The sequence below is a fragment of the Kitasatospora sp. Root107 genome, from assembly GCF_001424875.1.
Taxonomy (GTDB): domain Bacteria; phylum Actinomycetota; class Actinomycetes; order Streptomycetales; family Streptomycetaceae; genus Kitasatospora.
Window position 1 is genome coordinate 73824 of the sequence record NZ_LMCT01000009.1, and the last position, 26404, is coordinate 100227.

Consider the following 26404-nt stretch of genomic DNA (forward strand, 5'->3'; position numbering starts at 1 on the left):
CCTCCGTGGCGTCGACGCACTCCCAGGCACACCCTCGTACCGACTCCGGCAACCAGCTGCTGCTGGAGCACCCGGAGGCAGCCAGGCACCGGATGCCCCGTCAGCCCCGCTCCGGCGGCCCGCTGATCGGCGTCACCGCGATGACCGCCGCACTCGGCGCCACCGCCTTCGCCGCGAGCCCGGCCGCCGCGGCCCCGCAGCCGCCCGCCGTGGCAGCCGCCGACTCCGCCGACCAGGCCGGGCAGCAGCACCTGCTCTCCGCCGACCCCGGCCTCGCCCTCGCCGCCCGGATTCAGCTCCAGGCCGACGGGCAGCGCACCGCCGCCGACGAGTCCGCCCGGCTGGCCGCCGCCCAGGAGGCGGAGGCCAAGCGGGCCGCCCAGGAGGCCGAGGCGAAGCACGCCGAGCAGCGCAGCGCGTTCGCGGCGCCGACCACCAACTACGAGCTGACCGCCCACTACGGCCAGTCCGGCTCGTACTGGTCGCACCTGCACACCGGCCTGGACTTCGCGGCCGCCACCGGCACCCCGGTCACCGCGGTCGGGGCGGGCACCGTCACCTCGGCCGGCTGGTCCGGCGCGTACGGCTACCGGGTGATCGAGACCCTGACCGACGGCACCGAGATCTGGTACTGCCACCTCTCCTCGATCGCCACCGCCTCGGGCGAGGTCGCCCCCGGCACCGTGCTCGGCAAGGTCGGGGCCACCGGCAACGTCACCGGACCGCACCTGCACCTCGAGGTCCGGCCGGACGGCGCCGCCCCGGTCGACCCGCTGGACTGGCTGCGCGAGCGCGGCATCAACCCCTGACACACCGTCGGAGCCGGGCCCGCCATCGCCCTCAGTCGGTTTCCTCAGTCTCCTCGGCCTGTTCCGCCTGCTCGGCGAGGTACGCCTCGATCTCCTCGGCGCCCGGCTCCGGGGCCAGGTCCGGGTACTCGTGCACCAGCAGGGCGGGCAGCCCCGGGACCGTCCACTCACCCAGCAGCCTGAGCGCCTCCTCGGCCACCGCGGCCTCGAAGCCGTCGAAGTCGCCGGAGAGCTCGTCCGGCATCGGCAGGCCGAGCGCGTTCAGCCCGGCCAGGTTGCGGTAGCTGCGCTGCATCAGCCGGTTCTCCAGCAGCAGCCGGGCGCCGTCGGTGGCCATCCCGATCGAGATCAGCCTGGTCCGGCCCCAGCCGCCGTCGGCGTCGATCTCGTCCAGCTCGGTCAGCGCGCCGAACGCCTCGGCCCGCTGCTCCGCCGTCAGCTCGCGGAAGCCGTCCAGCCAGGCCCGGACCGCCGCCAGGTCGGAGGTGTCCACCCCGGCCGCCCGGAGCAGCAGCGTGAACAGCCGGGGCCAGGTGACCAGGTGCGGCTGCCGGAGCAGCCCGCAGAGCAGCTCGCCCTGCCACTCCACCTCGGCGTGCAGCCGCTCGTGCCGCTTGGCGTTCAGCCGCTTGGCGGCCCGCTGATGGTCGATCAGCAGCCCCACCGCCCGCCCGTACGCGCCGGGGTCGGACGCCGGCTGCACGTACATGTAGATCCGCTCGTACAGCAGCTGCTCCACCACCGGCGAGCTCAGCTCCGGGTAGCCGTCGTGCATCCGGCCGTCGCCCAGCTCCAGCAGGGCCAGCACCGTCCGGACCGCCTCCACCGGGACAGGGTCGAGGCCCTGGTCGGCCGCCCACCGGAGCAGGTCGTCGGCACGGGTACGCGGGCTGAGCCGGAGGTCGTCGTCGTTCACCCCCGTACGGTATCCGGTGCCCGGGCCGCAGGCCGTTCGCCCTGGACAGGGGTGGGGTTCTCCCTACCCCCAGTCCGCCGGTGGACCTCATGTCGCCGGGGGCGCCGATCGGGCACCTTTGAGGGGTGGGCAGCGAGCAGGACAACCAGACCGAGGAGCCGGTGATGACCAGTCAGACCTTTCCGTACGCCGAGCGCAGCAGCAGCAACAGCAGCAGCCGGGTGCACCCGAGGTTCTGGTGGGCGCCGTTCGCCGCCGCCACCTACCGGGAGGTCGGCTTCGTGCTCGGCTCGCTGCCGCTCGCCGTCCTGGGCTTCACCTTCGTGGTCACCTTCTTCTCGCTCGGGCTCGGCCTGGTGGTCACCGCGCTCGGGCTGCCGGTGCTCGCCCTGCTCACCTCGGGCTCCCGGGGCTTCGCCGCGCTGGAGCGGTACCGGGCCGAGACCCTGCTGGCCACCGAGGTCGCCGCACCCGCCCCGGTGGTGCCGTCCCGGCCCGGCTTCTGGGGCTCCGTCACCGCCCGGCTGGCCGACAAGGCGGGCTGGAAGGCGGCGCTGTACCAGGTGCTGATGCTGCCCTGGAGCATCCTGAGCTTCACCCTCACGGTGACCTTCCTGGTGACCGGCTGGGTGGTCGCGCTCTACCCGGCCTACCACTGGGTGTTCGCCCGCTACACCGACTGGCCTGGCTACCGGGTGTACGACTTCACCACCGACGCGGGCGTGCACCACGAGTACTACATCAGCTCGGCCCGGGACATCGCGGGCGTCTCGCTGCTCGGCCTGGTGCTGGTCTTCCTGACCCCGGTGCTGATCCGGGGCCTGACCAACATCTCCCGGATCGCGGTCAAGGGGCTGTGCGGCAGCCGCTGACCCGCGACCGGATGCGGCCCCGCCGCTCCCGTGCTGCGATGAACAGGCCCGGTACCGCTCCCCGGTACCGGGCCTGACGCATCCTCGGGAGGCCTGGTGCACACCCCCGGCACGCTGATCACCTCGCGTCCGCTGGACGAGTACTGCGGCCTGTTCGGCCTGACCAGGGCTGCCCTGGTGGCCCTGCCGGGACCGGTCCTGGACTGCCCCGGCGGCGCCGCCGGACTGACCGCCGAGGCCCGCGAACTCGGCGTCACGGTGATCGCCACCGACCCGGCTTACGCCGCCCCGCTGCCCGAACTCACCGCACTGGCCCGGGCCGGCCGGGACAGCATGGCCGCCCGGCTGGCGACGGCCCCCGACCGGCACCTGCCCTCCACCCACCTGCGGCCCGAGCGCTACCTGCGCAGCTGGGACCGGGCCCGTCGGCTGTTCGCCGCCGACAGCGTGGCCCGTCCCGAGCGGTACGTGGCCGCCGCACTGCCCCGGCTCCCGTTCGCCGACGGCTCGTTCGCGCTCACCCTGAGCGCGTACCTGCTGTTCGCCTACCCGGAGCTGTTCCCGCCCGAGCAGCAGCTGGCCGGGCTGCTCGAACTGGTCCGGGTCACCGCGCCGGACGGCGAGGTCAGGGTCCACCCGCTGCACGACGGCGCCGCCCGGCCCTGCCCGCACCTGTCGCGGCTGCGGTTCGCACTGGGGGAGCGTCGGGTGGCCAGCGAGATCACCCGGTTCGCCCGCCCGGGCGACGGGCGGACCCGCCGGGTGCTGGTGCTCCGCAGGGTCGGGCGCTAGGGCTTTGCCGGGGTGGGGTTCGGGACCGCGGTGGGGAGCTTCTTGAGGATCTCCTCGCCGACCACCCGGCGGCGCGAGTCCTTCGGCGCGGTACGGAAGTTGCGCAGCTTGTCCTCCACCGCGAAGCGCAGGCTGCGCTTCTCCTCCGGGGTCAGCGGCAGTTGCAGGACCGCCTCGCGGGCCGCCAGCAGGGCCTGCAGCAGCTCGAAGGCGGACAGGTCGCTGCGGATCGCACCAATCACCAGCGGCAGGTTCTCGTGGTCGGGCCGCCCCTGGAACAGCGCCAGCGCCTGCACCCGCAGGCCCTCGGTCTCGGCCTCGAACAGCCGCCTGACCTCGGCCGGGCTGAAGTCCAGCTCCCTGGCCCGGCGGACGGTCTGCCCGACCGAGTCGGCCAGCGTCTGCCGGTCAGCGGTGGACAGCGCGCGGGCCAGCCGCAGGCGGGTGAGCAGCCAGCCGGAGAGGAAGCCCAGCACCGTGAAGTACACCGCGAGCGAGGCCGCGAACGCCGACGCCCCGCTGCCGCCGCCGACCACCGGGGCCAGCGCGTCGCCGAGCTGCGCCAGCCGGCGCGGCAGGGTGCCGATCTGGGTCAGACCGGCGCCCAGCAGGATCTTGGTCAGCCAGTCGGAGACCTGCTCCAGGTTGGTGTTCGGCGCGTAGCTCGCGGTGGAGGTCGCGCTCAGATCGGCCGGCTGGGCCGCCGCCCCGCTGGTCAGCAGCCGGGGGATGCCGAACAGGAACCCGGCCCCGCCGCCGACCATCATCGAGCTGGCCGACACCACGAGCCCGCCGCCCAGTGCCGCCGCCCAGTCCCCGGAGGCCGAGGCGTACAGGGCGAGCCCCAGCAGCCCGGCCCCGACCACCGCCCCGAGTCCGGCCTTCGCCGCCGGTGCCAACTCCCCGTCACGTTCCAGCTCCACCGCACACCCCTCCCGCCGCCCGAACCGCGCTGCAACCGTAGCGGACCGGTCACGCTCTGGGCAGGTCGCCGGCGCCCCCGCTCCCGAACTGCACCCGGAAAGTGCCGAGTTGACGATGCGCGCTGGTCAGCATCCGGACCGTCAGCTCCGGGTCCAGCCTTCGCGCCTCGGCCCAGTCGGCCGCCGCTTCCTGGTGCTGCCCGAGCCGCTCGTGGGTCTGGCCCCGGCGGACCAGGGCCCAGGCGTACGTCGGGCTGAGCTCGATCGCGCGGGAGAAGTCGGCCAGCGCCTCGGTGTGACGGCCCGCCACCCGGTGGGTATCGCCGCGTTCGGCGACCACCCACTGCCAGCTGGGGGAGAGCGTGACGGCCAGGTCCAGATCAGTCAGCGCCGCGTTGAACCGACCTGCGTTCCGGTGCAGTTCGGCCCGGCGGGTGAGGGCCCACGGCTGATCCGGATTCAGGTCGAGGGAGCGGTCCAGGTCGGCCAGGGCGTCCTCGTCGCGGCCGAGCTGGTGCAGCACCCAGCCCCGGCTGGCCAGCGGCCAGCCCTCCGCGCCGTTCAGTTCGGTGGCCCGGGTGAGCTCGGCCAGTGCTTCGGCCGCGCGGCCCGCGAGGCGGTGGGTCTCACCGCGCTCGGCCCGGTGCAGCCAGTCGGACGGGTCGAGACCGACGGCCAGATCCAGGTCGCGCAGGGCCTCCTCGAAGCGGCCCAGGGTCCGCAGCAGCCGACCCCGCTGGACCAGGAACGCGGCCTGGTCCGACGTGAGTTCGACGGCCCGGTCCCAGTCGGCCAGCGCCTCCGGCAGCTGCTTCAGCGCCTGCCGGCTCCGGGCCCGGGTGGCATGGGCCCGGGCGCACTCCGGGTCGAGCGCGAGCGCCGCCGAGCAGTCACCGGCAGCCGCCGAGTGGTCGCCGCCCAGCTGGTGCCGGTCGGCCCGGGCCAGGAAGCAGGCCACCCGGTGCTCGGCGGGCAGCCCGGGCTGGGTCAACAGCAGGGTGAGCAGCGTGAGTTCGGGACTCTCGTCGAGGCCGGCCAGCTGCTCGCCCCAGTGGGCGAGCGGCTCCGCCTCGGTGTCCCGGGCGGCCAGCGCGATCGTCCGGGCGGCTCGTCGGCAGGCCGAGTCACCGCTCGCGCAGGCGTCGACCAGCTCCACCAGGGCCCCGGGCAGCGCCTGGTGCGGGTTGGCGCAGAGCCGGTGGTAGGTCTCGCTCAGGCGGTACTCCAGCCAAGTGCCGTCCTCCCAGCGCCCGTCCGATGGCAGATCCTGCTCCAGCGCCGAACGCCAACGGCCGAACGCCTCGGCCAGCGCGGTGTGCTGTTCGCGCCAGCCGAGCGGTGACCGGGCGCGCTGCAGCCGGAGCATCGGCGTCCGCACCACCTCGTGGTATCGGGCCTTCCCCGCCTGCTCGTTGACGAACGGCAGGGCGTGCAGCCAGGCGTAGTGGTCGCCCTCGGCCAGCACTCGGTAGACGTCCTGGTCGAGCTGGAGCGGGACGTTGTTGTAGCTGTTGTGTCCGGTGCCGACGACGAGGCCCACCGCGGTGCCCGACGGGTCCTGTACCGCCCCGGGGCCGGTCGGCCGGGCCTGCGCCAGGGTGTCGAGCAGCACCGGCAGCCCGCCGGCCAGCCGGAGCACCGTCCCGGTCACCTGCTCGTCGGTGATCCCCCGGGTGGTCAGCAGCTGCCGCGCCTCGGTCTCGGTGAACACCTCCAACGGCAGCTCGGCGACCAGATCCATCGCGTCGGCCCAGAACCCCGGGTCCAGCCGCCGCTGCCCGGCCAGCACCACCAGCACGTTCAGCGGCAGCTCGCCGTGCCCGCCGTCCACCAGCAGCTCCCGCAGCCAGCCGTCCAGCACCGGCGCGGTCCGCTCGTACGTGTCGAAGAACAGCACCACCCGGGGCCGCTGCCTGGCCAGTTCGGTCAGGTCGGCCAGGAACACCGGGGTCAGCAGCGGGACGGGGGTGAGCACCAGCTGCACGTCGTCGTGGCTGCGCAGCCGCGCGCTCAGCATTCCGCGCAGCCGGTCCGCGCCGGCCGCCACCTGCTGCGCGTCCATCACACCGGCCAGCGCACCCACCACGGGCACCGCACCTAGCCCGGCCAGGCCGACCTGGGCCGCCAGGCTGCCGGCCACCGAGGGCTCCCCGTCGGACTGGCCGACCGGTGCGCTCTCCGCCTCGTGCCGCCGCTGCCGGTAGGTGGCCAGCAGCCGGTCGAACCGCTTCAACGGCCGCCCCTGCCGCTCGCACTGGGCACTGATCGCCGCCATCGCCTCGACCACGCTGTGCACGTCGTCGTCCAGATACGCGGTGACCGAGTCCTGCTCCCGGGCGACCACCTCCAGCTGCCGCAGCAGCGAGGTCTTGCCGACGCCCGCGTTGCCCCGGACGTGGAACAGGAATTGGTACGCCTCGTCGGCCGGATCGCGGTCGAGGTTCGCCCGGAACGCGGCCAGCTCGGCCCGCCGTCCGACGAACCCGCCCCGCCGCCTGCGCCGGATCAACTCCTGCCGGGACACCTGCTGTTCCGCCATCTCGCCCACCCCCGGCGCACCATCATGGCCTACTCGCTCCGGGCATGCAGACGGCCCGTGGGTCTGCTCCTCGCGGCCCGCCCCCGAGAGGGCGGCCGACGAGGCACCGGGGATGTCTCCGGTGAACCCACGGGCCGGGTGACTGCTGGGAATTGCCTGCCGCCGGAGGCTGGTACCGGCCTCACTACTGCACAGGCAGGGGCGGCTCTAGCGAGCAGCCACCTCACACATCCTGATGGAATTCAACTCAGGATCACCTCCTTTCAGTGTGCTGCCCACTGTAGGCAGCCCCCTCGGAGGGCACAACGGATTTATTCGGGCCGGGTGTTCAGCGCTTGGTGCCGTCCACGATCACCGGTGCGCCGCTGCCGGAACCGCAGGGGCTGTCGTACACCGGGTTCTTCTCGGCGGCGGCCCGGAAGGCGTCCAGGCACTTGGCGGCGAGCACCTTGTCGGTCAGCGAGTTGTTCAGGATGCTGTTGGCCGCGGCCTCGCCCTCGGCGGTGATCCGCTTCTGCTCGGCCTCCGCCTTGGCGGTCCTGGCCGCCTCGGTGGCGCGCTGGGTGGCCTGCTCCTGCTGGATCTTGAGGTCGATCTCCTTCTGCAGCGCCTCACTCGGCTTCACGTTGCGCAGGTTGACCGTGTCCACCAGGATGCCCCGCGGCGCCAGCCGCTCCCGGATCAGCCGGTCGATCTCGGAACTGATCGCCTCCCGCTTGGCGACGTAGCCGTCCTCGCTGGTGAACCGGGCGAAGACGTTGCGGACGATCTCCCGGGAGTCCGGGGCGACCAGTCGCCGTTCCACGGAGCCCTCGTCGCCGGCCAGCTTGTACAGCGCCAGCGTGTGGGCCGGGTCGATCGACCACTTCACCGTCAGGTCGGCGTACAGCACGCCGCCCTGGGAGGAGCGGACCTCGACGTTGCTGTCCCCGGTGAAGTTGAGGTCCACCGGGCGGGTGGAGAAGGTGGTCACCTCGGTGAACGGGCTCTTCAGGTGCACGCCCGACTTCCACGGCTCGCCGACCTTGCCGAAGCTGACCGGCACCGCGACCTGGTAGGGCTCGGTCACGTGCGCGAAGGTGCTCAGCCCGGCCAGCAGCCCCAGCAGGACCGTGGCCCAGCCGGCGGGAGCGGTACCCCGGCGGCTGACCACCCCGGTGCGCTTGAGCACGATCAGCAGGATGCCCGCGACGAGCAGCAGTACGGCCAGGAAGAACATGGGTCGGTGTCGTCCCCTCGATCGGTTCGGTCGGAGTTCGCCGAGCCTAGGGGCGCCCGGGCTGACCGGGCGTGGGACTGCGGGTGACGATCAGGTGGCCGATCGGTGAACGCCCGGGAGCGGCAGAAGGCCCGGCAGACGATGTCTGCCGGGCCTTCTGTGCTACTGAGTAGCGGGGACAGGATTTGAACCTGCGACCTCTGGGTTATGAGCCCAGCGAGCTACCGAGCTGCTCCACCCCGCGTCGGTAAACACGACACTACGTGAGTGCCGGGCGAAAGGGAAATCCGTTCCGGTTCAGGCCGTGGCAGAGCGGTGCCTGGCCGCTTTCGCCCGGGTCCTGGCCCAGAACGCGAAGCAGACCAGAGCAGCAAAGCAGGGCACCATCAGCCCGGCGTAGAACAGCAGGAAGCCGTTGGTGCCCAGACCGGCGGCGGCGTTCCAGCAGCCGTGCACCGCCATCGAGAGCAGCAGCCCGACGGGAGCGGCCAGCCGGGCCAGCCAGTGCCGTCCGGTGGTCAGGGTGATCGCGATGCCGAGCCCGGTCAGCGCGGTGAACAGCGGGTGCGCGAAGGGCGAGAGCAGACCGCGCAGCACGAAGGTGTGCAGGGTGGAGTCGAAGTCGCGCAGGCTCGGGGCGGCGCCCAGGCCGATGCTGTCCAGCCGGCTCTGCTGGTCGTCGGTGAAGGCCCGGCCGAGGTAGAGCGCGTTCTCGGTGAAGGCGAAGCCGCAGGCGGTGACCCCGCCCAGGACCACCCCGGCGGAGAGCGTGCGGGGGCTGGACCGGGCCCGGGTGTGCGGGCGGGACCGGGGCGGACGCCGGAAGTACGGGAGCTGGCGCAGCCGGGGCCGGAGCGGCGGGCGCCGGTACGGGCGGGCTGCGCGGGCCGACCGTGGTCCGGTCGGCGGCCGGTGCCGGATCGGCACCGCGCAGATCCGCTGCACGTGGCAGCGGAGCCGGCGGCGGACCGGCAGCAGCAGCATCAGCAGCGCCGCGCCCTTCGCGCTCTCCTCGATCAGCGGCGTGGCGAAGTCGGCGAGCAGGGTCTCGCCCCGGGCGCTGCCCTGGCGGGCGATCAGGAAGTCACTGGCCCAGCCGTTGGCCAGGATCGCCACCGTGGTCGCCGCGCAGGCCCCCCAGGCCAGGCAGAACAGGGTGTGCCGGAGGGGGACCCGGGCGGTCTGGTTCAGCCAGGCCAGCGCGCCCAGGACGAACGGGAGCGGGAGCAGCGCCAGACCGAGCCCGACCAGCAGCCCGGTGGTCCCGGTCTGCCGGTGCACCAGCTGCAGGATCAGCACTCCGCAGCCCGCCAGCGCGAGGGCGGCCAGGGCGGAGGAGAGCGCGGGGTAGCGCAGTGCCCGGGCGCGACGGAGCAGGTCCTCGGCGCGGACGTACGGGTGCCAGGACAGCAACGGGCCCGCCCGCCGCACCCGGGGCCCCGGGACGGTCCGGGTGCCGGTGGCGCGGGTGGGCGGGTCGACGGTGACGGCGCGTTCCCCGGCCGGGGCCGGGGCGTGGGGGTACGGGCCGCCACTGGGCGGACTGCTCACGCGGACAGGGTAGGGGAACGACTCGCTCCGACGGGAGGTGTCGGGACGATCCGTACCCGGTGGATCACCCGGTGTGATAGAGCGTCAGTTGAGCCCTGGTCGGTGTGGTCAGCGGCGGCGGAACAGCAGGTCGTGCACGACGTGGCCCTTGGCGATCCCGGCCCGCTCGAACTTGGTGACCGGCCGCCAGTCCGGGCGGGGCGCGTAGCCGGGGACGGTGCCGGCCGGGTGTTCGTCGGGCTCCAGCCAGCCGGAGCCGTCACCCTCGGGGTGGAGGTTCGTCAGCTCGGGCGAGGCGGAGAGCACGGCGAGCATCTGCTCGGCGTACGGCTCCCAGTCGGTGGCGCAGTGCACCAGCGCGCCGGGCGCCAGCCGGGGCAGCACCAGGTCGAGGAAGGACTCCTGGACCAGGCGGCGCTTGTGGTGCTTGGGCTTCGGCCACGGGTCGGCGAAGTACACCCGGAGCCCGGCCAGCGAGGCGTCCGGCAGCATGTCGCGGAGCAGGATCACCGCGTCCCCGGCGGCCGGGCGGACGTTGCGCGAGTCGGTGCGCTCCAGCAGCTGGAGCAGGTTGCCGTGGCCCGGGGTGTGCACGTCGGCCGCCAGGATGCCCATCGAGGGGTCGGCGGCCGCCATCGCGGCCGTCGTCTCGCCCATCCCGAAGCCGATCTCCAGCGTCACCGGCCGGCCGGCGAACAGCTTTGCCAGATCCAGCGGGCTGCCGTCGATCGCCAGGCCGTACCGCTCCCAGCCCCGGTCCAGCGCGCCCGCCTGGGCGGGGGTCATCCGGCCCCGGCGGGGCTGGAAGCTGCGGATCCGGTGCTCGCGGTGCTGGGCCTCGGTGGCCCGGTGCGGGTACATCGGCGCGGGGTATCCGGCGGGTGCGGCGGACAGGCGCGCGGACGGGGACGGCTGGGGGCTGGGGGCGGTGGCAGTCACAATCGGCCAAGTCTACGGGAGGCCGTCCGAGGGCCGGGGCAGGGCCGGGTCCTCGTTGGTCAGCCCCCTGCGGCCAGTGCGGCGAGCCCCCGGCGGGCCACCTCGCGCCCGATCGCCAGTGAGGCGGTGGCGGCCGGCGAGGGGGCGTTCAGCACGTGCACCATCCGCCTCGTCGACCCGGCGTCGGCCGGATCGAAGCCCGCGAAGGCGAAGTCGTCCAGCAGCGTCCCGTCCGCCGCCACGGCCTGGGCGCGCACCCCGGCGGTGGCCGGCACCAGGTCGGCGGCCGTCACCGCGGGCAGCAGGCGCCGCACCGCGGTGGTGAAGGCCCGCTTGGACAGCGACCGGTGCAACTCGCCCAGCTCGTACCGCCAGTGTCGCCGGGCGATCCGCCAGGTCCCGGGGAAGCGGACCGTCTCGGCCAGGTCGCCCAGCCGGACGGTGCGCCAGTCGTAGCCCTCGCGGGCCAGCGCGGGGACGGCGTTCGGCCCGACGTGGACGTCGCCGTGGATGCCCCGGGTGAGGTGGACGCCGAGGAAGGGGAAGGCCGGGTCCGGCACCGGGTAGACCAGACCACGGACCAACTCCCGCTTCTCCTTGGTGAGTTCGTAGTACTCGCCGCGGAACGGCACGATCCGCACCCCGGGGTCGTCCCCGGCCAGCCGGGCGATCCGGTCGCTGTGCAGGCCCGCGCAGTTCACCAGCACGCCGGTACGGAGTTCGCGGTCCCCGGCGCGCAGGGTCAGCCCGTCCGGGCGTCGGTGCACGGCCCGCAGCGCAGTGCCGGTGAGCAGCACCGCCCCGCCCTGCTCGGCGAGCCGGGCGTAGCGGCGGGCCACGGCGGCGTAGTCGCAGATGCCGGTGGTGCCGATGTGCAGCCCGGCCAGACCGGTCACCTCGGGTTCGTACTCGGCGATCCCGGCCGGGCCGAGCTCGGTGACCGGGATGCCGTTCGCCCGGCCGCGCTCCACCAGGGCTCGCAGGCGCGGGAGTTCACTCTCCCCGGTGGCCACGATGAGCTTGCCGGTGACCTCGTACGGGACGCCCTGCTCGTGGCAGAACTCCACCATCTCGGCCGCACCCGCCGTGGCGTACTGCGCCTTGAGCGACCCGGGGCGGTAGTACACACCGCTGTGGATGACGCCGCTGTTGCGGCCGGTCTGGTGAGCGGCGAAGTCCGGTTCCTTCTCCAGCACCGCCACCCGCACCCCGGGCCGGGCCACCGTCAACGCGTACGCCGTGGACAGCCCGACGATCCCGCCGCCGACCACCACGACGTCGAACTCCTCGACCATGTCCGCCCCTTCGCCGACTGTCAGCTCTCCGGCGATGCTAGTGCCGGTCACCCGCCGGGGTGGGCGGGTGACCGGATCTCACTCCCAGGGCCAGCCGGCGTCGTGGCCGCGCTCCAGCAGGGGGATCAGTCGGAAGGCCGTGTCGGTCAGGCCACCGAAGGTGTGCCGGTTGGGGCCGGACGGGCCGTGCCCGGCGGCGTACCCGGCCAGGTTCCAGGTGTAGACCGGAACGTGGGCAGGGATCGGGGCGAGCGGGTCACCGGCCGGTGCCCACTGCGCCTGTTCGTCGGTCACGATCACCACCCGGTCGTGGTCGCGGTAGTGCTTGTGGACGGCCCCGGCGGTGTCGGTGCCGCCGAGCGAACCGAACCGTTCCAGGGCCTTCAGCACGGACTCGCCCCGGCCGACCGTGAGCAACCGGCTGCCGGTGCCGAACTCGACCAGATCGGCGTCGGCGGCCCTGACCTTCAGCGCGGTGCCGAAGATCGCCGCCGAGTCGGCCCGGTTGAGCTCGCTCTGACCGCTCGGCCGGTCGAACATCGACCACGAGCGGTCGACCAGGATCAGCGTCCGGCCGGGCAGCGCGGGCACGTTGGCGAGCGAGTGCCCGAGCGCGAGCTCCAGTGCGTGCCCCCAGCGCAGCGACGGCACGCTGCGGTGAGCGGCCAGGTAGCGGAACGGGAACTGCCGTGACCTGGCCACCTCGTCCGGGTCGCTGATCCGCCGGGCGACCTCGGCGGCCACCTCGTCGCTCACGCCGGCCCGGTCGAAGTTGCGCAGGTTACGGACCAGCGCCATCGGGCCCATCGACGGGATGACGGCCTCCCAGACGGCGGCGTCCAGCGGCCCCTGCAGCCAGCCCGCCAGTGCCTCCCAGGTCATTCCGGCCGCAGCCAGCCGCTCCGCGCCTCCCTCGTCGGTGACCAGGGCGCGCCGCTGCTCCACCGGAGTGGCCAGCAACTCGCGGTTGGCGAGCAGCAGTTGGTCCGAGACCGGGACGACTGCGGTGTCCGGGTGGTGCCGACGGTCCAACGCGTACCGGAAGAGCTCGCCCTGCCACGGCTTCTCCGGGTCCGGTGTCGGGTGGGTCAGCTCGAGGACGTCACCGAAGCGGTAGCCCTTCGACTCGGTGTCGTACTTGAGCAGCGCCCGGCCGGTGTAGAGCCGGCGGACGGCGTCGGCGACCCCGCGCTTGACCGGCTTGGGGAGTGCCCGGCCGTACCGGCTGGTCCAGTAGGCCAGGAACTCGCCCGGCTCGTCCGGGCGTTGCAGCACGGCGTCGATGACCTGGCGGGAGTACCCGGGTGCCTTGGCGTCGAGCCGGGCCCGGGTGAACTCGGCGGCGCCCACCAGCGCGGCGGTCCGCAGCTGCGCTCCGTACCGCACCCAGCGCAGCAGTGCGAGGGTCCACTCCGGATCGCTGACGGCGAGTTCGCGGACCAGCTTCGTGTAGCGGTCGTCCCTGGCCTCGGCGCTCTCGTAGAAGGAGAGCTGCCCGACCAGGTTGGCGACCGCGAGCAGGAAGAGTTCGGAGCGCGCGTCGCGCAGGTACCCCTGGCCGCCCTCGCCGGTGACCGTCCGCTGGCCGGTGGTGCGCACGGGGGAGGTCGAACCGGCCTTGGCCGTGCGGACATTGAACCTGGACATGCCGATGTCTCCCTGCTGGGTGGTGAAACCGCAGGGAGGCATGGCAGAGCCGCCGGGCGGAGCTGCGGAATGCTGTTCAGAAGTAGGTGTCCAGAGAACCGAAGCGGCAGAGGCGAAAGTCTGATGCTCTATCCACTGAGCTACCCCACCCGAAGGTGGGGGCGGGATTCGAACCCGCGCCCGTCAGATCCGAAGTAGCCCCTACCTGCGCACCTGGACACGGGAACACTATCCGCGCCGTGCCGTACGGGCATCCGAATTACGCCGGCGCGACCAGCACCAGCCGGGCCCGCTCGGTCAGCTCCCGGACCCGGCGCTCCTCCTGGAACGGCTCCAGTCGGCGGAGCAGCTCGCGGACGTACTCCCGGCTGCGCTGGGAGGAGATCCGGCCGGCCACCTCGACCGCCCGTTCGCCGGCGGCGACGGCTGCGTCCAGGTCGCCCGCCTCGGCCTCGGCCATGGCGGAGACGAACAGCCGTAAGCCGTGCGAGCGGACGTAGCCCTCGGTCGGGCGGGCCAGTGCCTCGCGGGTGAACTGCCGGACCTTGCTGGGCTCGCCGAGGTCGCGGAAGCACTCGGCGGCGTCGGCGGCCAGCCGGTCGTAGGCGTAGAAGTCGATCCAGGGCGGGTCGGAGTCACCGGCGCGGGCCCGCTCCAGTGCGCTCTCCGCCGCGGACAGCGCGGTCGCGCAGGCCGGGGCGTTGCCGTTCCTGGCGTGAGCCCTGGCCTCGACCAGGTGGAAGAAGCTCATCGTCCGGGAGGTGGCCAGGCCCCGGTTCCGCTCCAGCGCGGCCTGGGCCAGGTCGACCGCCTCCTCGGCGAAGCCCCGGTAACAGGCCTGCAGGCTCATCGAGGCGAGCACATAGCCGCCGAGCGGCACGTCGGCGGCGGCCCGGGCCAGCCGGAGGGCCTGGATGTAGTAGCGCTGGGCGGCCTCGTGCTGGCCGGTGTCGAAGGCCATCCACCCGGCCAGCCGGGTGAGTTCGGCCGTCGCGCCGAACAGCGCCCGGCCCACCGCGTCGCTGTACGAGCCGAGCAGCAGCGGGGCCGCCTCCACCCGTAGACACTCCGGCACCATCGACGAACGCCAGTCCCCGCCGCCGTACTTGGAGTCCCAGCGGCGCGCCTCCTGGGCCGCCTCACGGAGCTTGGCGGCGTCCGAGTGGCCGACCCGGTAGCCGCTCAGGTCGGGTGCGGGCTCGCCCCGGGCCACCGACCCGTCGGCCGGGGTGATCAGCCAGCGGGAGACCGGCGTCGCGTACGCGGACACCGAGAAGGTGCCGGCCAGACTGTCGCTCCACCGGCCGCCGCCGGGGCCACGGCGCAGCTCCAGGTCGACCCGCCAGAGATCGGTGGCCGACCGGACCGCCGCCGGCACCTCGCGCGGGAAGGCCAGCCCGAGTTCGGGCGCCGGGTCGGTGTCGCCGAGCCCGATCTCGTCCAACGGCACCGGGCGGCCCAGCTTGCTGCCGATCGCGGTCGCGATCAGGTGCGGCACGGGACCCTGCGGGATCATGCCCTTGCCGACCCAGCGGGCCACCGACGTCTTGTCGTAACGGAGCGTCAGGCCGCGCTGGGCGCCCAGGTCGTTGACCCTCCTGGCCAGGCCCGCATTACTGATCTGGGCCAGGCCGAGAAGCGTGCCGAGCCGTTCGTTCGGCCCTCGTGAGCTGACGGTCATGGTGGCTGCGGCACCCCCTGGCGATGTCCGGCGGTTCTCGGGTGTGGGCGGGTCGTCCTGGCTTTTGGCCGGTGTGCCCGGGCAGTTGGCTTGATCGTGATCGGTACGGCTGGCGAACGCGGGTGGCGGACGGGGTGGCGGGCCCGTCGCCGAGCCCCGGCGCGAGCCACTGCTGCACCTAGCGTAGTCGTCCGGGTTCCGAGGGTTAAGAGTCCGGATTCCGGATGGCGGGATCGCGTGCCGCTCAACGAGTCCCGGACGGGGTGGCGCACGGGCAGGCCCGAGCCACCAGGGGCGCGGCGGACCGGCGTGCTCCGGTCCGGTGCAGATGTGCGCCCGGCCGTGCTCCCTGGCCCGATCGGCAGGTCGGCGATTCGCTGGAGGCTGTGGGTCGGCCCGTCGTCGAGGACCCGGCGGGCCGGGGGACACCGCTGCCTACATCCCCGCGGGCGGCGGTGGGGTCCGGGAGGGCATGCGGATGCCCTCCCGGGCTGTGTGATGCCTTTCGGCCATTCGGCGATGTCCATGCCAGCCGAACCGCATCCCACCGGGGCGGCCCGGGCCACGGAGGGGGAGGCCCGGCCCGCCCCAGTGCCTTCGGCACAGGCTCAAGTGGCTACGGTCCAGGGGCTCGGGGAACTGCGACGCCGGCCTCTGGTGCGTGATGGCTGCGTAAAGGGCCAGGCACTTTCGCTTGAACCCGCACCCGCACTTTGTCCCCGCCCCGAGGTGGGCGTCGCAGTTCCCCGAGCCCCTGACCGTAGATGCCCTGGCAAGTGCCGAAGGTGTACCCCAACTGCGCCCATACGGTGGCACGATGGCCTCCGTACGGCAGGTGTCGCGGCGGAGCGGAGGCACGATGCGGTGGCTCACGGGCTGGTGCCCCGGCACAGCCCTGCCGGGGCTCGGGACCGTACGGCCGCTGGCGGCCGTCACGTTGTGGCCGGGGCCCAGCCCGTTGTGGGCGGTGGGGGACTGGCGGCCGGACGAGATCCGGCTGGTCACGCTACGACCCGGAGCGCAGGCGAAGGTGACCACCGGACCGCCGGGGCCGGACGTACCTGACGAGGCGTCGGACCAGCCGGGCACCGTGCGCCTGGCCGTGCTCGGCCGCTGCGGTGCGTCCGATCCGGAGCTCGCGGCCGGCCTGGCCACCGCCAGGGGCGGGGCGGTCCGCCACCTCACCACCTGGCCGGGCAGTTACACCGTGGTGCTCCGCACGGGACCCCGCAGCACGGTGCTGCTCACCGATCTGGCCGGGGTGCTGCCGGTCTTCCACACGCCGTGGGCGGGCGGCACGGCGTACGCGACGGCCGCGCTCCCGCTCGCCGATCTGGTCGGCGCCCCGCTGGACACCGGCCATCTGGCCGCCCGGCTGGCCTGTCCGGAGTCGCCGGAGGCGGTCGGCTCGGGATCGCCGTACCTCGGCGTACAGCGGGTGCCGCCGGGCCACCAGCTCGGGCTGCGGAACGGGCGCGCCCTCATCTCCGCGTACGAGCCGGAGCGCGGCGGCGCACCCTTCGAGCGCGAGGAAGCGCCCGCGGTGCGCGAACTGACCCGTGCGCTGCTGGAGTCGGTCCGCTGCCGGGTGCGCGCCTCCAGCAGCGGCACCGACCGGCCACGGCTCGGGGTGGACCTGTCGTACGGCACCGCCTCGGCCACCGTGGCCCTGCTCGCCGCCGCCGTACCGATCGGCCCGGCCCCACCGTCCGCCGACCGTAAGGCAGCTGAGGCTCCGTCGGCTCCCAGGACCGGCGCGGTGAAGGGCTCCTGGGCCCGCCCGGACCGCCCGGCGCCTGCCGGGCCCGAGGCGCTGACCGCCGTGACCGTCCGGGAGTCGGCGGAGGGCCCGGCCGCCACGGTGGCGGAACTGCCCCGGCTGCGGCACCTGGTGCTGCCGTCCACCCTCCCGTACGCCGAGCTGGCCGACCCGGGGGCGGAGCTGCCGGCCGGTCCGCTCACCGACGAGCCGGGGACGGCGCTGGTGGCGGCGGCCCGGATCGGCAGCCGGCTGAGCGCGGGCGGTGCCGACCACCTCACCGGCTACGGCGCCCGCCAGGTGTTGGACGGGCATCCGGCCCGGCTGGCCGACCTGGTCCTGGCCGGGCGGGCCCGGCGGCTGGCCGCGCCGGTGGCCGCGCTGACCGGGGCCGAACGGGCGGCGGCCACCGGCGTACTGGACACGTTGCGCACGCCACTGACGGTCTGGCGCGCCGCCCATCGGCTGGCCCGCGCCCGGTACGCGGAGGCGCTGGACGACGCGGCCGTCCGGCTGACGGTCCGTCACGGCCTGGCCGGGCGGAGCCTCGGCGAGATCTCGGCGGCCGAACTGTCCTGGTGCGTGCCGGGCCCCGCCGCCCGCTGGCTCTCCGACGACGCGCTCTCCGCCGTCGCCCTCCGGCTCCGGCTGGCGGCCCGGGGCCCGGCACCGGCCGAACCGCCCGGCGCCCGGCGGGCCAGGTACGCGCTGCACCGGCACGCGGCCGAGTACCGCACGCTGCTGCACGCCGCCGAGCAGCGCGGGCAGCGCCTGCACGCCCCGTTCCTGGACAACCAGGTGGTCCGCGCGGCCCGGATGCTCCCGGTCGAGACCCGGCTCCAGCCCGGGGCCAGGCACGCGCTGCTGCGGGCCGTGCTGACCGGCGCCTCCCGCACCGACCTGCCGCCCGACTGGGGCCGGGCCGCCCGCCCGGACCGCCAGGGGCCTGACCGGGACGGGCTGCGGCTCGCCGCCGACGGCCTGGCCGAGCTGTTCCGCGCCCCCCTGCTGGCCGAGGCCGGGCTGATCGACCTGCCCGCCGTCCGGGCCGCCCTCGCCGAGGCCACCGACCCGTCGGCCGATCCGCTGCCCGGCACGCTGGCCGGCCTGGCCGAACTGGTCTCCACCGAGCTCTGGCTCCGCCGCATCCTGGCCCGCCGCCACGGCTCCTGCTGGACCGGCCTGCCCACCCCGGACCGCCCGGCCCTGGCCCGCCCGGCCTGAGCGCACCGGAGGGCCGCGCGTCTTCACCGGCCGCAGGCAGCTGACGGGTCATCATGGGGAGGTGTCCAGCTCAGAGAAGGTCGCCGTGCCCGAGGTGCTGCCGGTGCTCGGGGAGTTGCCGAGCGCCGATCCGCCCGGGGTGCTGGCGGCCTGCGACGGCTCGGACGGGTCGCTCTGGGCGCTCGACCGGGCGATGGCCGAGGCCGAACTGTTCGGGCTGCCGCTGTACGTCCTGGCGGTGGTCAACCCGTCCCCGACCGGCTACCCGCCGGGGATGATCGAGCTGGTGCAGGAGAGCATCGAACGGCTGTCGGCCAGCATGGCGGACGGTCTGCGCCGGGCGGTGGCCACCGTCGAGCAGGCCCGGGGCCGGCCGTACCAGGGCGAACTGGCCCTGCACGTGGTGCTCGGCAACGTGATCGAGGTCCTGCTGCGCTGCACCCGGGGCCAGCACACCCTGGTGGTGGGCACCCGGGGCAACGGCGGCTTCAGCCGCCTGCTGCTCGGCTCGGTCAGTACCGCTGCTGTGCACCACGCGGCCTGCCCGGTCCTGGTGGTCCCCGCCCCACCGGCCCACTGAGGGCCTGACCTGGGTGTCTGCGGTCACAGCGGACGGGGGCCGGGAATCAGGGCCGGTTGTTGAGGGTTCACCAGTCAGTCCCCCAAGGCCCCGAGCGCAGGAGAGTCACCGTCATGAAGGTCGAGATCTGGTCGGACGTCGCATGCCCGTGGTGCTTCGTCGGTAAGCGCCGCTTCGAGCAGGCCCTCGACCGGTTCGCGGGCAAGGACGGCGTCGAGGTGGTCTACCGCCCGTACCAGCTGGTGCCGGACGCCCCCGAGACCGCGACCCCGCACCGGGCCTGGCTGGCCGACCGGTACGGGCCGCAGTCGGTGGCGATGGACGCCCGGGTGACCGAGCTGGGCAAGGGCGAGGGCATCGACTTCGACTTCGACACCGCGCTGCACGCCAACACCTTCCTCGGCCACCGGCTGCTGCACCTGGCCGAGAGCGAGTACGGCGCGGCGGTCCAGGGCGTCCTCAAGGAGGCGCTGCTGACCGCGCACTTCAGCCGGGGCGTGGACGTCGGCGACCGTACGCAGCTCACCGAGATCGCGGTGGCCGCAGGGCTGGACCGGGACCGGGTGACCGCCTACCTGGCGGGTGACGAGGGCGCGGACGCGGTCCGGGCGCAGCTCGCCGAGGCTCGGGAGATCGGCATCACCGCTGTCCCCACCTTCGTCTTCGAGGGCAAGTGGGCCGTCCAGGGCGGCCAGGAGGCGGAGACCTTCCTCCGGGTCCTGGAGCAGGTGGCGGCGGAGACCGCGGCCGAGCCCGACGCCCCGCACGCGGACAGCTGCGCGGACGGCGCCTGCGCCGTCTGACGGGCCATCGGATGCCCCGGACCGCTCGGCGGCCCGGGGCATCGCGCTGTCAGGGCACCGTGCGGCCGGGGCATCGCGCGGTCAGAGGCAGCTGAGCCGGGCGTCCGCCCAGTCGGCCAGGTCGATCAGGCCCCAGCTGCCCTCGTTCGGGGTGACGACCAGTCGGATCGAGCGCTGGCCGGTCAGGTCCGCCTGGACCGGGACCGCGCGGTCGCCGGGGCGGACCCGGTCCGAGCTCCAGAGCACCTGGCCGTCCCCACCCTCGACGCTGAACCGAACGGTGCCGAACCGGACCCCGAAGTCGTCCAGCCCGGCCTTCGCCCGGAAGGTCGTGCAGGTCCGGTTCAGGTCGATGGTCACCGTGGACGGGGCGTTGACGCTCAGGCCGTGCCGGTAGCTGCTGCCGCCGATCCACACGTCGGAGCGCTGCCGGACCCAGCCCCCGCCACGGCGGATGGTGGGGCCGGGCGGCGGGTCGCGGTGCATACCGTTCGGGGCGAACGGCAGCACGTCGGCCCAGAAGTCGGTCGGCATCATCGGGGGCACCGGCGGGGTGGGGCGCGGGGGCTCCGGGGTCGGCACCGGCGGCGGCGTGGGCGGCGTCGGACGCGGCGGCACCTCGACCACCGGCGGCTCCGGGGTCGGCGTCGGTGTCGGGGTCGGCTCCGCCGGAGGCTCGGGGGTCGGTGTCGGGGTGGGCGCCGGGACGAGCTTCGGCGTGGGAGTGGGCTCCGGCGTCGGCGTGGGGGACGGCTCGGGCTCCGGCGTGGGTTCGGGCGCCGGAGTGGGCGCCGGCGGCTCCGGGACGGGCTTGGGCGCCGCCGGGGCGGAGACCGCCGGGGCCGCGGTGGGCTGCTTCGGCTCCGGCGTACCGGTCAGCGCGTACGCGGCCACAGCGGCGGCGACCACCGCGATCCCGGCCGCGATCCCGGCCTTCGCCGCGGTGCCGAGACCCTCCCCGGCCGCCGCTCCGGCACCGCCGGAGGAGGAGCCGGACGTCGCGGCACCGGCACCGGCACTCGCACCGGCCAGCGCACCCGCGCCGACCGCGCCCGCACCGACGGCCGCCGCGGCCGCCGTGAAGTACCCGCCACCGACCCAGAGCAGCACCCCGCCGGGCAGGATCGCCCGCAGGCCGGTGTTGATCTCGGTCAGCTCCAGGTAGGCCGCCGTGCAGCGGTCGCACTCCTGGACGTGCCGCCCGACCTCCGCCGAGGCCCGCTTGCGCAGCGAGCCGCGGGCGTAGGCGCCGAGCCGGTTGGCGTACGCCTCGCAGGCGCGCTCCTGACTGCCCGACACATGAGCCTGCAGGAAGCCGGCGGCCAGCCGGTCGCGGGCCCGGTGCGCCTGCACCGCCGTCGCGTTGGCGGTCTTGCCGAGCATCACCGCCACGGTCTTCGGCGACTCCCGCTCGACCTCGGTGTGCCAGAGCACCACCCGGTCGTCCTCGGGAAGTTCGGCGTACGCCTGCATGACCATCCGCTGGTCGGCCAGCGCCATCGCCCAGGCGTCCGCACCCGGGTCGGCCAGGTCCAGGTCGACGGTGGCGGCCGAGGTCTGCGCGAACGTGCTGAAGTCGTCGACCAGTTGCTCGCGCCGCTCGCTCCGCGCCCAGGCCGCGGCGACGTTCCGCACCGCGGTCAGCAGGTACGCGCGGACCGCGAACTCCGGCCCCTTGCCCGCCCGCAGCGCCTGCAGGGTACGGGCGAACACCTCGCCCGCCAGGTCCTCGGCGGTGAAGCTGTCCCGACAGCAGGTCCGGGCGTAGCGGCGGACCGAGTCCGCGTGCCGCCGGTAGATCTCCTCGTACGCGGTGTCGTCCCCGGCCCGCACCTTGGCCGTCAACTCGGCGTCGGAGGGCGGCCGTTCACCGTCCACCGGATCGGCCGGCGCCGGCACCACCGGCCGCGCGGGCGGCTCACCCTCGGTGCCGACGAACGCCTCCGGGGTCACCCCGCCGTGCCCGGCCGCAGCCTGGCCCGGCACCCGGCCGGTCAGCGACTCACGGCTCGGCGCAGCCGCCTGGTCCGGCACCTGGCCGGGCGCACCGAGACCGTAGCCGTGCTCGCTCTGCTCCTCGGCGCTCAACCGGCCCTCCCGGACACCTGGATACGCCGGACCGCAGGGGGCGCGGACATGGCCGGGCGAACGGCGCGCAACGGGACAATGGCTCCAACCACGGCCAAAGCTTGGCATAGTGCAGCCCCTGCGGGAAGCTGGTTGGCCCCCGCCCACCCAATCGGGCAGATCCAGGCAGACGGTTCGGCAGCCAGGGGCTCGGGGAACTGCGACGCCGACCTCAGGTGCGTGATCTCCGCGTGAACGGGCAGGCACTTTCGCTTGAACCCGCACGCCAGGCAACGCAATCCGCGCCCGGGGTTGACCACACCCGCACTCTGTCCCCGCCCCGTGGTCGGCGTCGCAGTTCCCCGAGCCCCTGGTGGTGCAGCTCAGCAGTCAGTGCGCGCGAAGGCCGTTGAGCAGGATCTGCAACAACCGCTCGGCCGGGGCGTCCTGAGGTTGACTCTCGTCGCCTTCGCCCCGCACCGGACGCGCGTGCACCGGCACCGCCGCCGTCAGCACCAGCACCACATCCGCCACCGTCACCCCCGGCCGCAGCTCGCCCGCCGCCGCCGCCCGAGCGACCAACGCCGCCAGCAGGTGCAGTAACTGGCGCGGATCGGCGTCCCAGACCGGTTCGGCACCCCGCTGCACCGGCACCTGCGGCACATCCGCCGCGTCCCGGAAGGTGGCCAGCTCGTCCGCGTACCGGAATGCCGACGGTGGCAGCAGCCGCCCGGCGCCGGAGCCGACCGCCCGGGACAGGTACCCGGCCAGCGAATCCCACGGCCCGGAGCCGCCGTACAGCGACTCCTTGGCCTGGGCCGTCAGCCAGGCGACCTCCTCGGCGGCGATCCGCTGGACCAGCACCTCCTTGCTCGGGAAGCGCCGGTACACCGTGCCGACCCCGACACCGGCCCGCCGGGCGACCTCCTCCATCGGGGCGCCGTAGCCGAGTTCGCCGAACACCTGCCGGGCGGCCCGCAGCACGCTCTCCAGATTCCGCCGCGCGTCCACCCGCAGACGCGCGGTGCCGCCCGGCTCGTCCGCCGGCGCTCCCGGCGCGACCGCCGGAGCGACCGCCCCGGGAACGCCGTACGACTCGCGCTGGGCCGGCCCGCGCTGCTCCGGCACCAGGCCGTGGCCGACCGTGCTCTCGCCCGCAGCGCCCTCGCCCGCCGCCGATGGCACCGGCAGTCCCAGTAGTTGATCCTGATTCGTCATACCAACCTCCCCCACAGGTGCCCGGCACCGGGCGCCACAGTCCGGCCGCGGCACGCCCCCCAGGCGCGCCGCTGCGCCCGATCACACGGGGCCGTCCCCGGTCGGGCGGCCACTGTGGACCACCCTTCCCCGGTTGGCCCTGCCGCAGTCAGATACCGCTCGGACCCGGACAACGGTCCGGCCCGACGCACAATCCGACCATAGTTCAAGGAAGTTCGCGGCAGAAGTGGACCGAAACCCCGCTCTCGCGGCAAATCCGGCACTCCGACGGCGTATCAGGGACCGGCCGGGACGCATCGGCGGCCGGATCGCACCACCCGATCCGGTACGGGCTGTGGACAAGAAGCCACCCGGCAGGGCGTCATGGAGGCGTGAATCAGCTCACACCGGAAGGAGGCGCCCCCATCAGGATCCTGATCGTCGGCGGCGGCTGTGCCGGAACCGCCACCGCACTCCGCCTCCAACAGCTGCTCAAGGCCCAACTCCGGGACGGCCGGGTGCAGATCACCCTGGTCGAACCGCAGCCGTACCTGACCTACCAGCCCCTGCTGGCCGAGGTCGCGGCCGGCTCGATCGACCCCAGACATGTGGTGGTCCCGCTCCGCCGGGTGCTGCCGCACTGCCGGGTGCTGACCGCCCGGGTCACCGGGATCGACCATGCCGCCCGGTCGGTCCGGGTGAACGGCGCGAGCCGGGGGGAACGGGCCGATCCGGCCGAACTCCCGTACGACATCCTGGTGGTGGCGCCCGGTTCGGTCTCCCGGACCACCCCCGTGCCCGGTCTCGCCGAGCACGGCCTCGGCTTCGCCACCGTCGGCGAGGCGGTCAGCCTGCGCAACCACGTGCTGGAACAGCTCGACCTGGCCTCCAGCACCAGGGACCCGGCGCTCCGGCAGGCCGCGCTGACCTTCGTCTTCGTCGGTGCCGGCTACGCGGGCGTCGGCGCGCTCGCCGAACTGGAGGACATGGCCAGGTACGCCACCAAGGGCTACCACAACGTGGACGCCGACGACCTGCGGTGGGTACTGGTCGAGGCCACCGCCCGGATCCTGCCCGAGGAGTCCCCCGAACTCGCCGCGCACACCCTGGCGGAGCTCCGCGACCGCAGCATCGACGTCCGCCTCTCCACCACCCTGGAGTCGGCCACCGACCGGCGGATGTGCCTCTCCGACGGCAGCCGGTTCGCCGCTCGCACCCTGGTCTGGACGGCCGGCGTCCGGCCCGCACCGATGCTCCGCGACACCGACCTGCCGCTGGACCGGGTGGGCCGGGTCCGCTGCCTGCTCACCCTGCAGGCGATCGGCCCGGACGGCGCCGCGCTGCCGGACGTCTGGGCCGCCGGAGACTGCGCGGCGGTCCCCGACCCGGACGCGGGGGCCGAGGCGTACTGCGCGCCGAACGCCCAGCACGCCCTGGCCCAGGCCACCCTGCTGGCCGAGAACCTGGCCGCCGTACTCGACGGGCGGTCACCCGCTCCGTACCGGCCGGACCAGCTGAGCTGCTCCACCTCGCTCGGCCTCGGCCGGGCTGTCGCGCACACCCGGCGCGGCCAGCTCACCGGCCGCCGGGCCTGGTGGCTGCACCGGGCCCGCCACCTGCGGCGGCTGCCCAGCACCGACCGGCGGATCAGGGTGCTGACGGGCTGGCTGCTCGGCGGGCTGTTCAGCCGGGAGGTGGTGTCGCTGGGTACGGTCGAGCACCCGCGTTCGGAGTTCGAAGCGGGGTTCCGCGAGTGAGTCCGGCCTGGCGAGCCCGGCCGGGACGCACGGCAATCGCCGTACGACTTTCGGAATCGAGCCCCGGCCTGACAGGATCAGCCCGTTCAGACCATCACGCCGAGTGTTCCGTCAGGCACATAATGTGATGATCCGTCAGATGATCTCCATCGCCCGCAGACTCGCTGTCCCAAAGAAACGGCCGTCGTTTGAACCTCATGCGCTGGAGCGCGCGGCTCGCCGGAGCCCCGTGGCGCGCCGCCCCGCCCACCGCGACCGGCGAACCGTTCACCGTCCCCGGCCCGCGTGAGCCCGGCCGGCCGGGACCGCTGCTCGACCTGCGCGAGATCCACGAGCTGTACGACCTGCGCAACGTCCTCGGCCGACTGCCCGCACCGGTCGCCGTCACCTACGGGCCGCAACACCAGCTCGGCTACGCCAACCGCGCCTACCGCGAACTCTTCGGCGAACGCACCAACGGACTGCCCGCCGGCGAGGCCCTCCCCGAGCTGGCCGCGATGGGCGTGCTCCCGCTGATGGACCAGGCCCTGCGCAGCGGCCGCCCGCGGAGCGTCAAGTCCCGCTGCATCCTCGGCCTCGGCGGCAACCGCTACTACAACGTCTCCTGCGTCCCGCTCGGCAGCGAGGCCGACCCGATCGCCGGCTCGGAGCCGGGCCCCCCGATCGGCGTCCTGATCTTCGCCGCCGAGGTCACCGACCAGGTCCAGGCCGCCACCCGGCTCCGCGAGTCCGAGAGCCGCCAGCGAGCCGCCGCCGTCACCCTCCAGCGCAGCCTGCTCCCACAGAAACTCGAACAGCCCGACGGCCTGACCGTCGCCGCCACCTACCAGCCCGGTGGAGCCGAGGCCGCGGTCGGCGGCGACTGGTACGACGTCATCGGCCTCGGCGGCGGCCGGACCGCCCTGGTGATCGGAGACGTGATGGGCCGCGGCCTGCGCGCCGCCGCCGTGATGGGCCAGCTCCGCACGGCGGTCCGGGCGTACGCCCGCCTCGACCTCCCGCCGCACGAGGTGATGACCCTGCTCGACGGCCTCGCCATGGAGATCGACGCCAACCAGATCGCCACCTGCACCTACGCCGTCTGGGACCCGGCCCCCAGCACCCTGGTCTACGCCTCGGCCGGCCACCTCCCCCTCCTGCTCCGCTGCCCCGACGGCACCGTCCTGCGCGGCGAGGAACAGAACGGCCCCCCGCTCGGCACTGGCGGCGGCACCCACCTCTCCCACACCCTCCGCCTGCTCCCCGGCACCACCGGCGTCCTCTACACGGACGGCCTGGTCGAACGCCGGGACGAGGACATCGACCAGGGCATCGACCAGCTCGCCCACACCCTGGCCGGCGCCGTCGGCACCCCCGACGTGGTCTGCTCGCGGCTACTGCGCGCCATGGGCGTCAGCTCCGACCACTACGACGACGTCGCGGTGCTGGCCTTCCAGCTGGGGGCTGACCTGCGTGGTGTTGACGTGGGGCCCGCAGAGGTCTAGAGTTCTTCGAGCTGCCTGACTGGGAGAAACGGACGCGCGTTCTGCACGGACGTTCCCGAGGTAGCCGATCTCTGAAACACCACTTCTCCACATTCTGTGGCTGGTTCGTGCCTTGTCGCGACCCAGTGCGAATTGGCGTGTGCGCATTTCGGGGATTGCGGCTGGATTCGCTTTGTGAAGCGGGGATCGGCTAAGGTTTGAAACGTCGGACAGGCCGTCAGGTCGGTTACGGCACAAGCTTCTTGAGGATCCGGAAGCGCGGAACGGCTGGTCAGGGAAACCTGGTAGAGTCGGAAGCGCCGAAAGGCCGAAGGAAAGAGCGAGTCGGTGAGTGAAACTCCGGAAAACGG

18 protein-coding genes, 1 tRNA gene and 1 pseudogene are annotated in these 26404 nt (G+C 74.0%); 8 read left to right on the top strand and 12 right to left on the bottom strand.

Annotation, left to right across the window (positions count from 1 at the left end):
• Window positions 1-5 precede the first annotated feature (5 nt).
• Complete coding sequence (locus ASC99_RS09605; RefSeq protein ID WP_057230256.1) at window positions 6-809, top strand: M23 family metallopeptidase; 804 nt, start codon at window positions 6-8, stop codon at window positions 807-809.
• A gap of 31 nt (window positions 810-840) precedes the next feature.
• Here the strand turns inward: ASC99_RS09605 and ASC99_RS09610 are convergent, their stop codons facing one another.
• The gene (locus ASC99_RS09610) at window positions 841-1725 is read right to left on the bottom strand and encodes a hypothetical protein (protein WP_057230257.1); all 885 of its coding nucleotides are present in this window, start codon (window positions 1723-1725) and stop codon (window positions 841-843) included.
• Window positions 1726-1850: 125 nt separating this feature from the next.
• Here ASC99_RS09610 and ASC99_RS09615 point away from each other — a divergent pair, with 125 nt between their 5' ends.
• Both ASC99_RS09615 and ASC99_RS09620 read left to right on the top strand, forming a co-directional pair.
• Window positions 1851-2597, top strand: a complete 747-nt coding sequence (locus tag ASC99_RS09615) for a sensor domain-containing protein (protein ID WP_057230258.1) — start codon at window positions 1851-1853, stop codon at window positions 2595-2597.
• Between the two features lie 96 nt (window positions 2598-2693).
• Window positions 2694-3389 carry a class I SAM-dependent methyltransferase gene (locus tag ASC99_RS09620; protein ID WP_057230259.1) on the top strand — a complete coding sequence of 232 codons (696 nt, stop codon included), beginning with the start codon at window positions 2694-2696 and terminating at the stop codon, window positions 3387-3389.
• Here ASC99_RS09620 and ASC99_RS09625 read toward each other — a convergent pair.
• The 9 genes from ASC99_RS09625 to ASC99_RS09665 form a co-directional block, all read right to left on the bottom strand.
• Window positions 3386-4312, bottom strand: coding sequence for a hypothetical protein (locus ASC99_RS09625; RefSeq protein ID WP_057230260.1), 927 nt, complete (start codon window positions 4310-4312; stop codon window positions 3386-3388). The genes ASC99_RS09620 and ASC99_RS09625 overlap by 4 nt on opposite strands.
• Window positions 4313-4361: 49 nt before the next feature.
• A complete protein-coding gene (locus tag ASC99_RS09630) occupies window positions 4362-6851 on the bottom strand; it encodes a tetratricopeptide repeat protein (RefSeq protein WP_157531454.1) in 2490 nt (829 codons plus the stop codon).
• 328 nt (window positions 6852-7179) lie between these two features.
• Complete coding sequence (locus tag ASC99_RS09635) at window positions 7180-8070, bottom strand: prohibitin family protein (protein ID WP_057230262.1); 891 nt, start codon at window positions 8068-8070, stop codon at window positions 7180-7182.
• A gap of 170 nt (window positions 8071-8240) precedes the next feature.
• Window positions 8241-8314, bottom strand: a tRNA-Met gene (locus ASC99_RS09640).
• A 53-nt stretch (window positions 8315-8367) separates the two neighbouring features.
• Complete coding sequence (locus ASC99_RS09645; RefSeq protein WP_057230263.1) at window positions 8368-9621, bottom strand: PrsW family intramembrane metalloprotease; 1254 nt, start codon at window positions 9619-9621, stop codon at window positions 8368-8370.
• Window positions 9622-9729: 108 nt separating this feature from the next.
• Complete coding sequence (gene trmB, locus ASC99_RS09650) at window positions 9730-10560, bottom strand: tRNA (guanosine(46)-N7)-methyltransferase TrmB (RefSeq protein WP_057230264.1); 831 nt, start codon at window positions 10558-10560, stop codon at window positions 9730-9732.
• A 59-nt stretch (window positions 10561-10619) separates the two neighbouring features.
• Window positions 10620-11855, bottom strand: coding sequence for an L-2-hydroxyglutarate oxidase (lhgO, locus tag ASC99_RS09655; protein ID WP_057230265.1), 1236 nt, complete (start codon window positions 11853-11855; stop codon window positions 10620-10622).
• 78 nt (window positions 11856-11933) lie between these two features.
• A complete protein-coding gene (locus ASC99_RS09660; protein ID WP_057230266.1) occupies window positions 11934-13502 on the bottom strand; it encodes a TROVE domain-containing protein in 1569 nt (522 codons plus the stop codon).
• Between the two features lie 259 nt (window positions 13503-13761).
• On the bottom strand, window positions 13762-15183 hold the full coding sequence (locus ASC99_RS09665; protein ID WP_057230267.1) for a hypothetical protein: 1422 nt from the start codon (window positions 15181-15183) through the stop codon (window positions 13762-13764).
• An 859-nt stretch (window positions 15184-16042) separates the two neighbouring features.
• On the opposite strand from ASC99_RS09665, the gene ASC99_RS09670 reads away from it, so the two are divergent.
• From ASC99_RS09670 to ASC99_RS09680, 3 genes are all read left to right on the top strand, one after another.
• The gene (locus tag ASC99_RS09670) at window positions 16043-18166 is read left to right on the top strand and encodes an asparagine synthase-related protein (protein ID WP_057230268.1); all 2124 of its coding nucleotides are present in this window, start codon (window positions 16043-16045) and stop codon (window positions 18164-18166) included.
• 61 nt (window positions 18167-18227) lie between these two features.
• Complete coding sequence (locus ASC99_RS09675) at window positions 18228-18746, top strand: universal stress protein (protein WP_057241214.1); 519 nt, start codon at window positions 18228-18230, stop codon at window positions 18744-18746.
• Between the two features lie 113 nt (window positions 18747-18859).
• Window positions 18860-19549 (top strand): DsbA family oxidoreductase, encoded by a 690-nt coding sequence (locus ASC99_RS09680; RefSeq protein ID WP_057230270.1) that lies wholly within the window; start codon window positions 18860-18862, stop codon window positions 19547-19549.
• 81 nt (window positions 19550-19630) lie between these two features.
• Here ASC99_RS09680 and ASC99_RS09685 read toward each other — a convergent pair whose 3' ends face one another.
• Window positions 19631-21637, bottom strand: a complete 2007-nt coding sequence (locus ASC99_RS09685) for a sigma-70 family RNA polymerase sigma factor (protein ID WP_235502918.1) — start codon at window positions 21635-21637, stop codon at window positions 19631-19633.
• 369 nt (window positions 21638-22006) lie between these two features.
• A complete protein-coding gene (locus tag ASC99_RS09690) occupies window positions 22007-22834 on the bottom strand; it encodes a TetR/AcrR family transcriptional regulator (RefSeq protein WP_082598215.1) in 828 nt (275 codons plus the stop codon).
• Window positions 22835-23205: 371 nt separating this feature from the next.
• Here ASC99_RS09690 and ASC99_RS09695 point away from each other — a divergent pair, with 371 nt between their 5' ends.
• Together ASC99_RS09695 and ASC99_RS09700 are read left to right on the top strand one after the other, a co-directional pair.
• Window positions 23206-24570, top strand: coding sequence for an NAD(P)/FAD-dependent oxidoreductase (locus ASC99_RS09695; RefSeq protein WP_057230271.1), 1365 nt, complete (start codon window positions 23206-23208; stop codon window positions 24568-24570).
• 188 nt (window positions 24571-24758) lie between these two features.
• Window positions 24759-26006 (top strand): annotated as a pseudogene (locus ASC99_RS09700) (PP2C family protein-serine/threonine phosphatase); the annotation flags it as partial.
• Window positions 26007-26404: the final 398 nt, after the last annotated feature.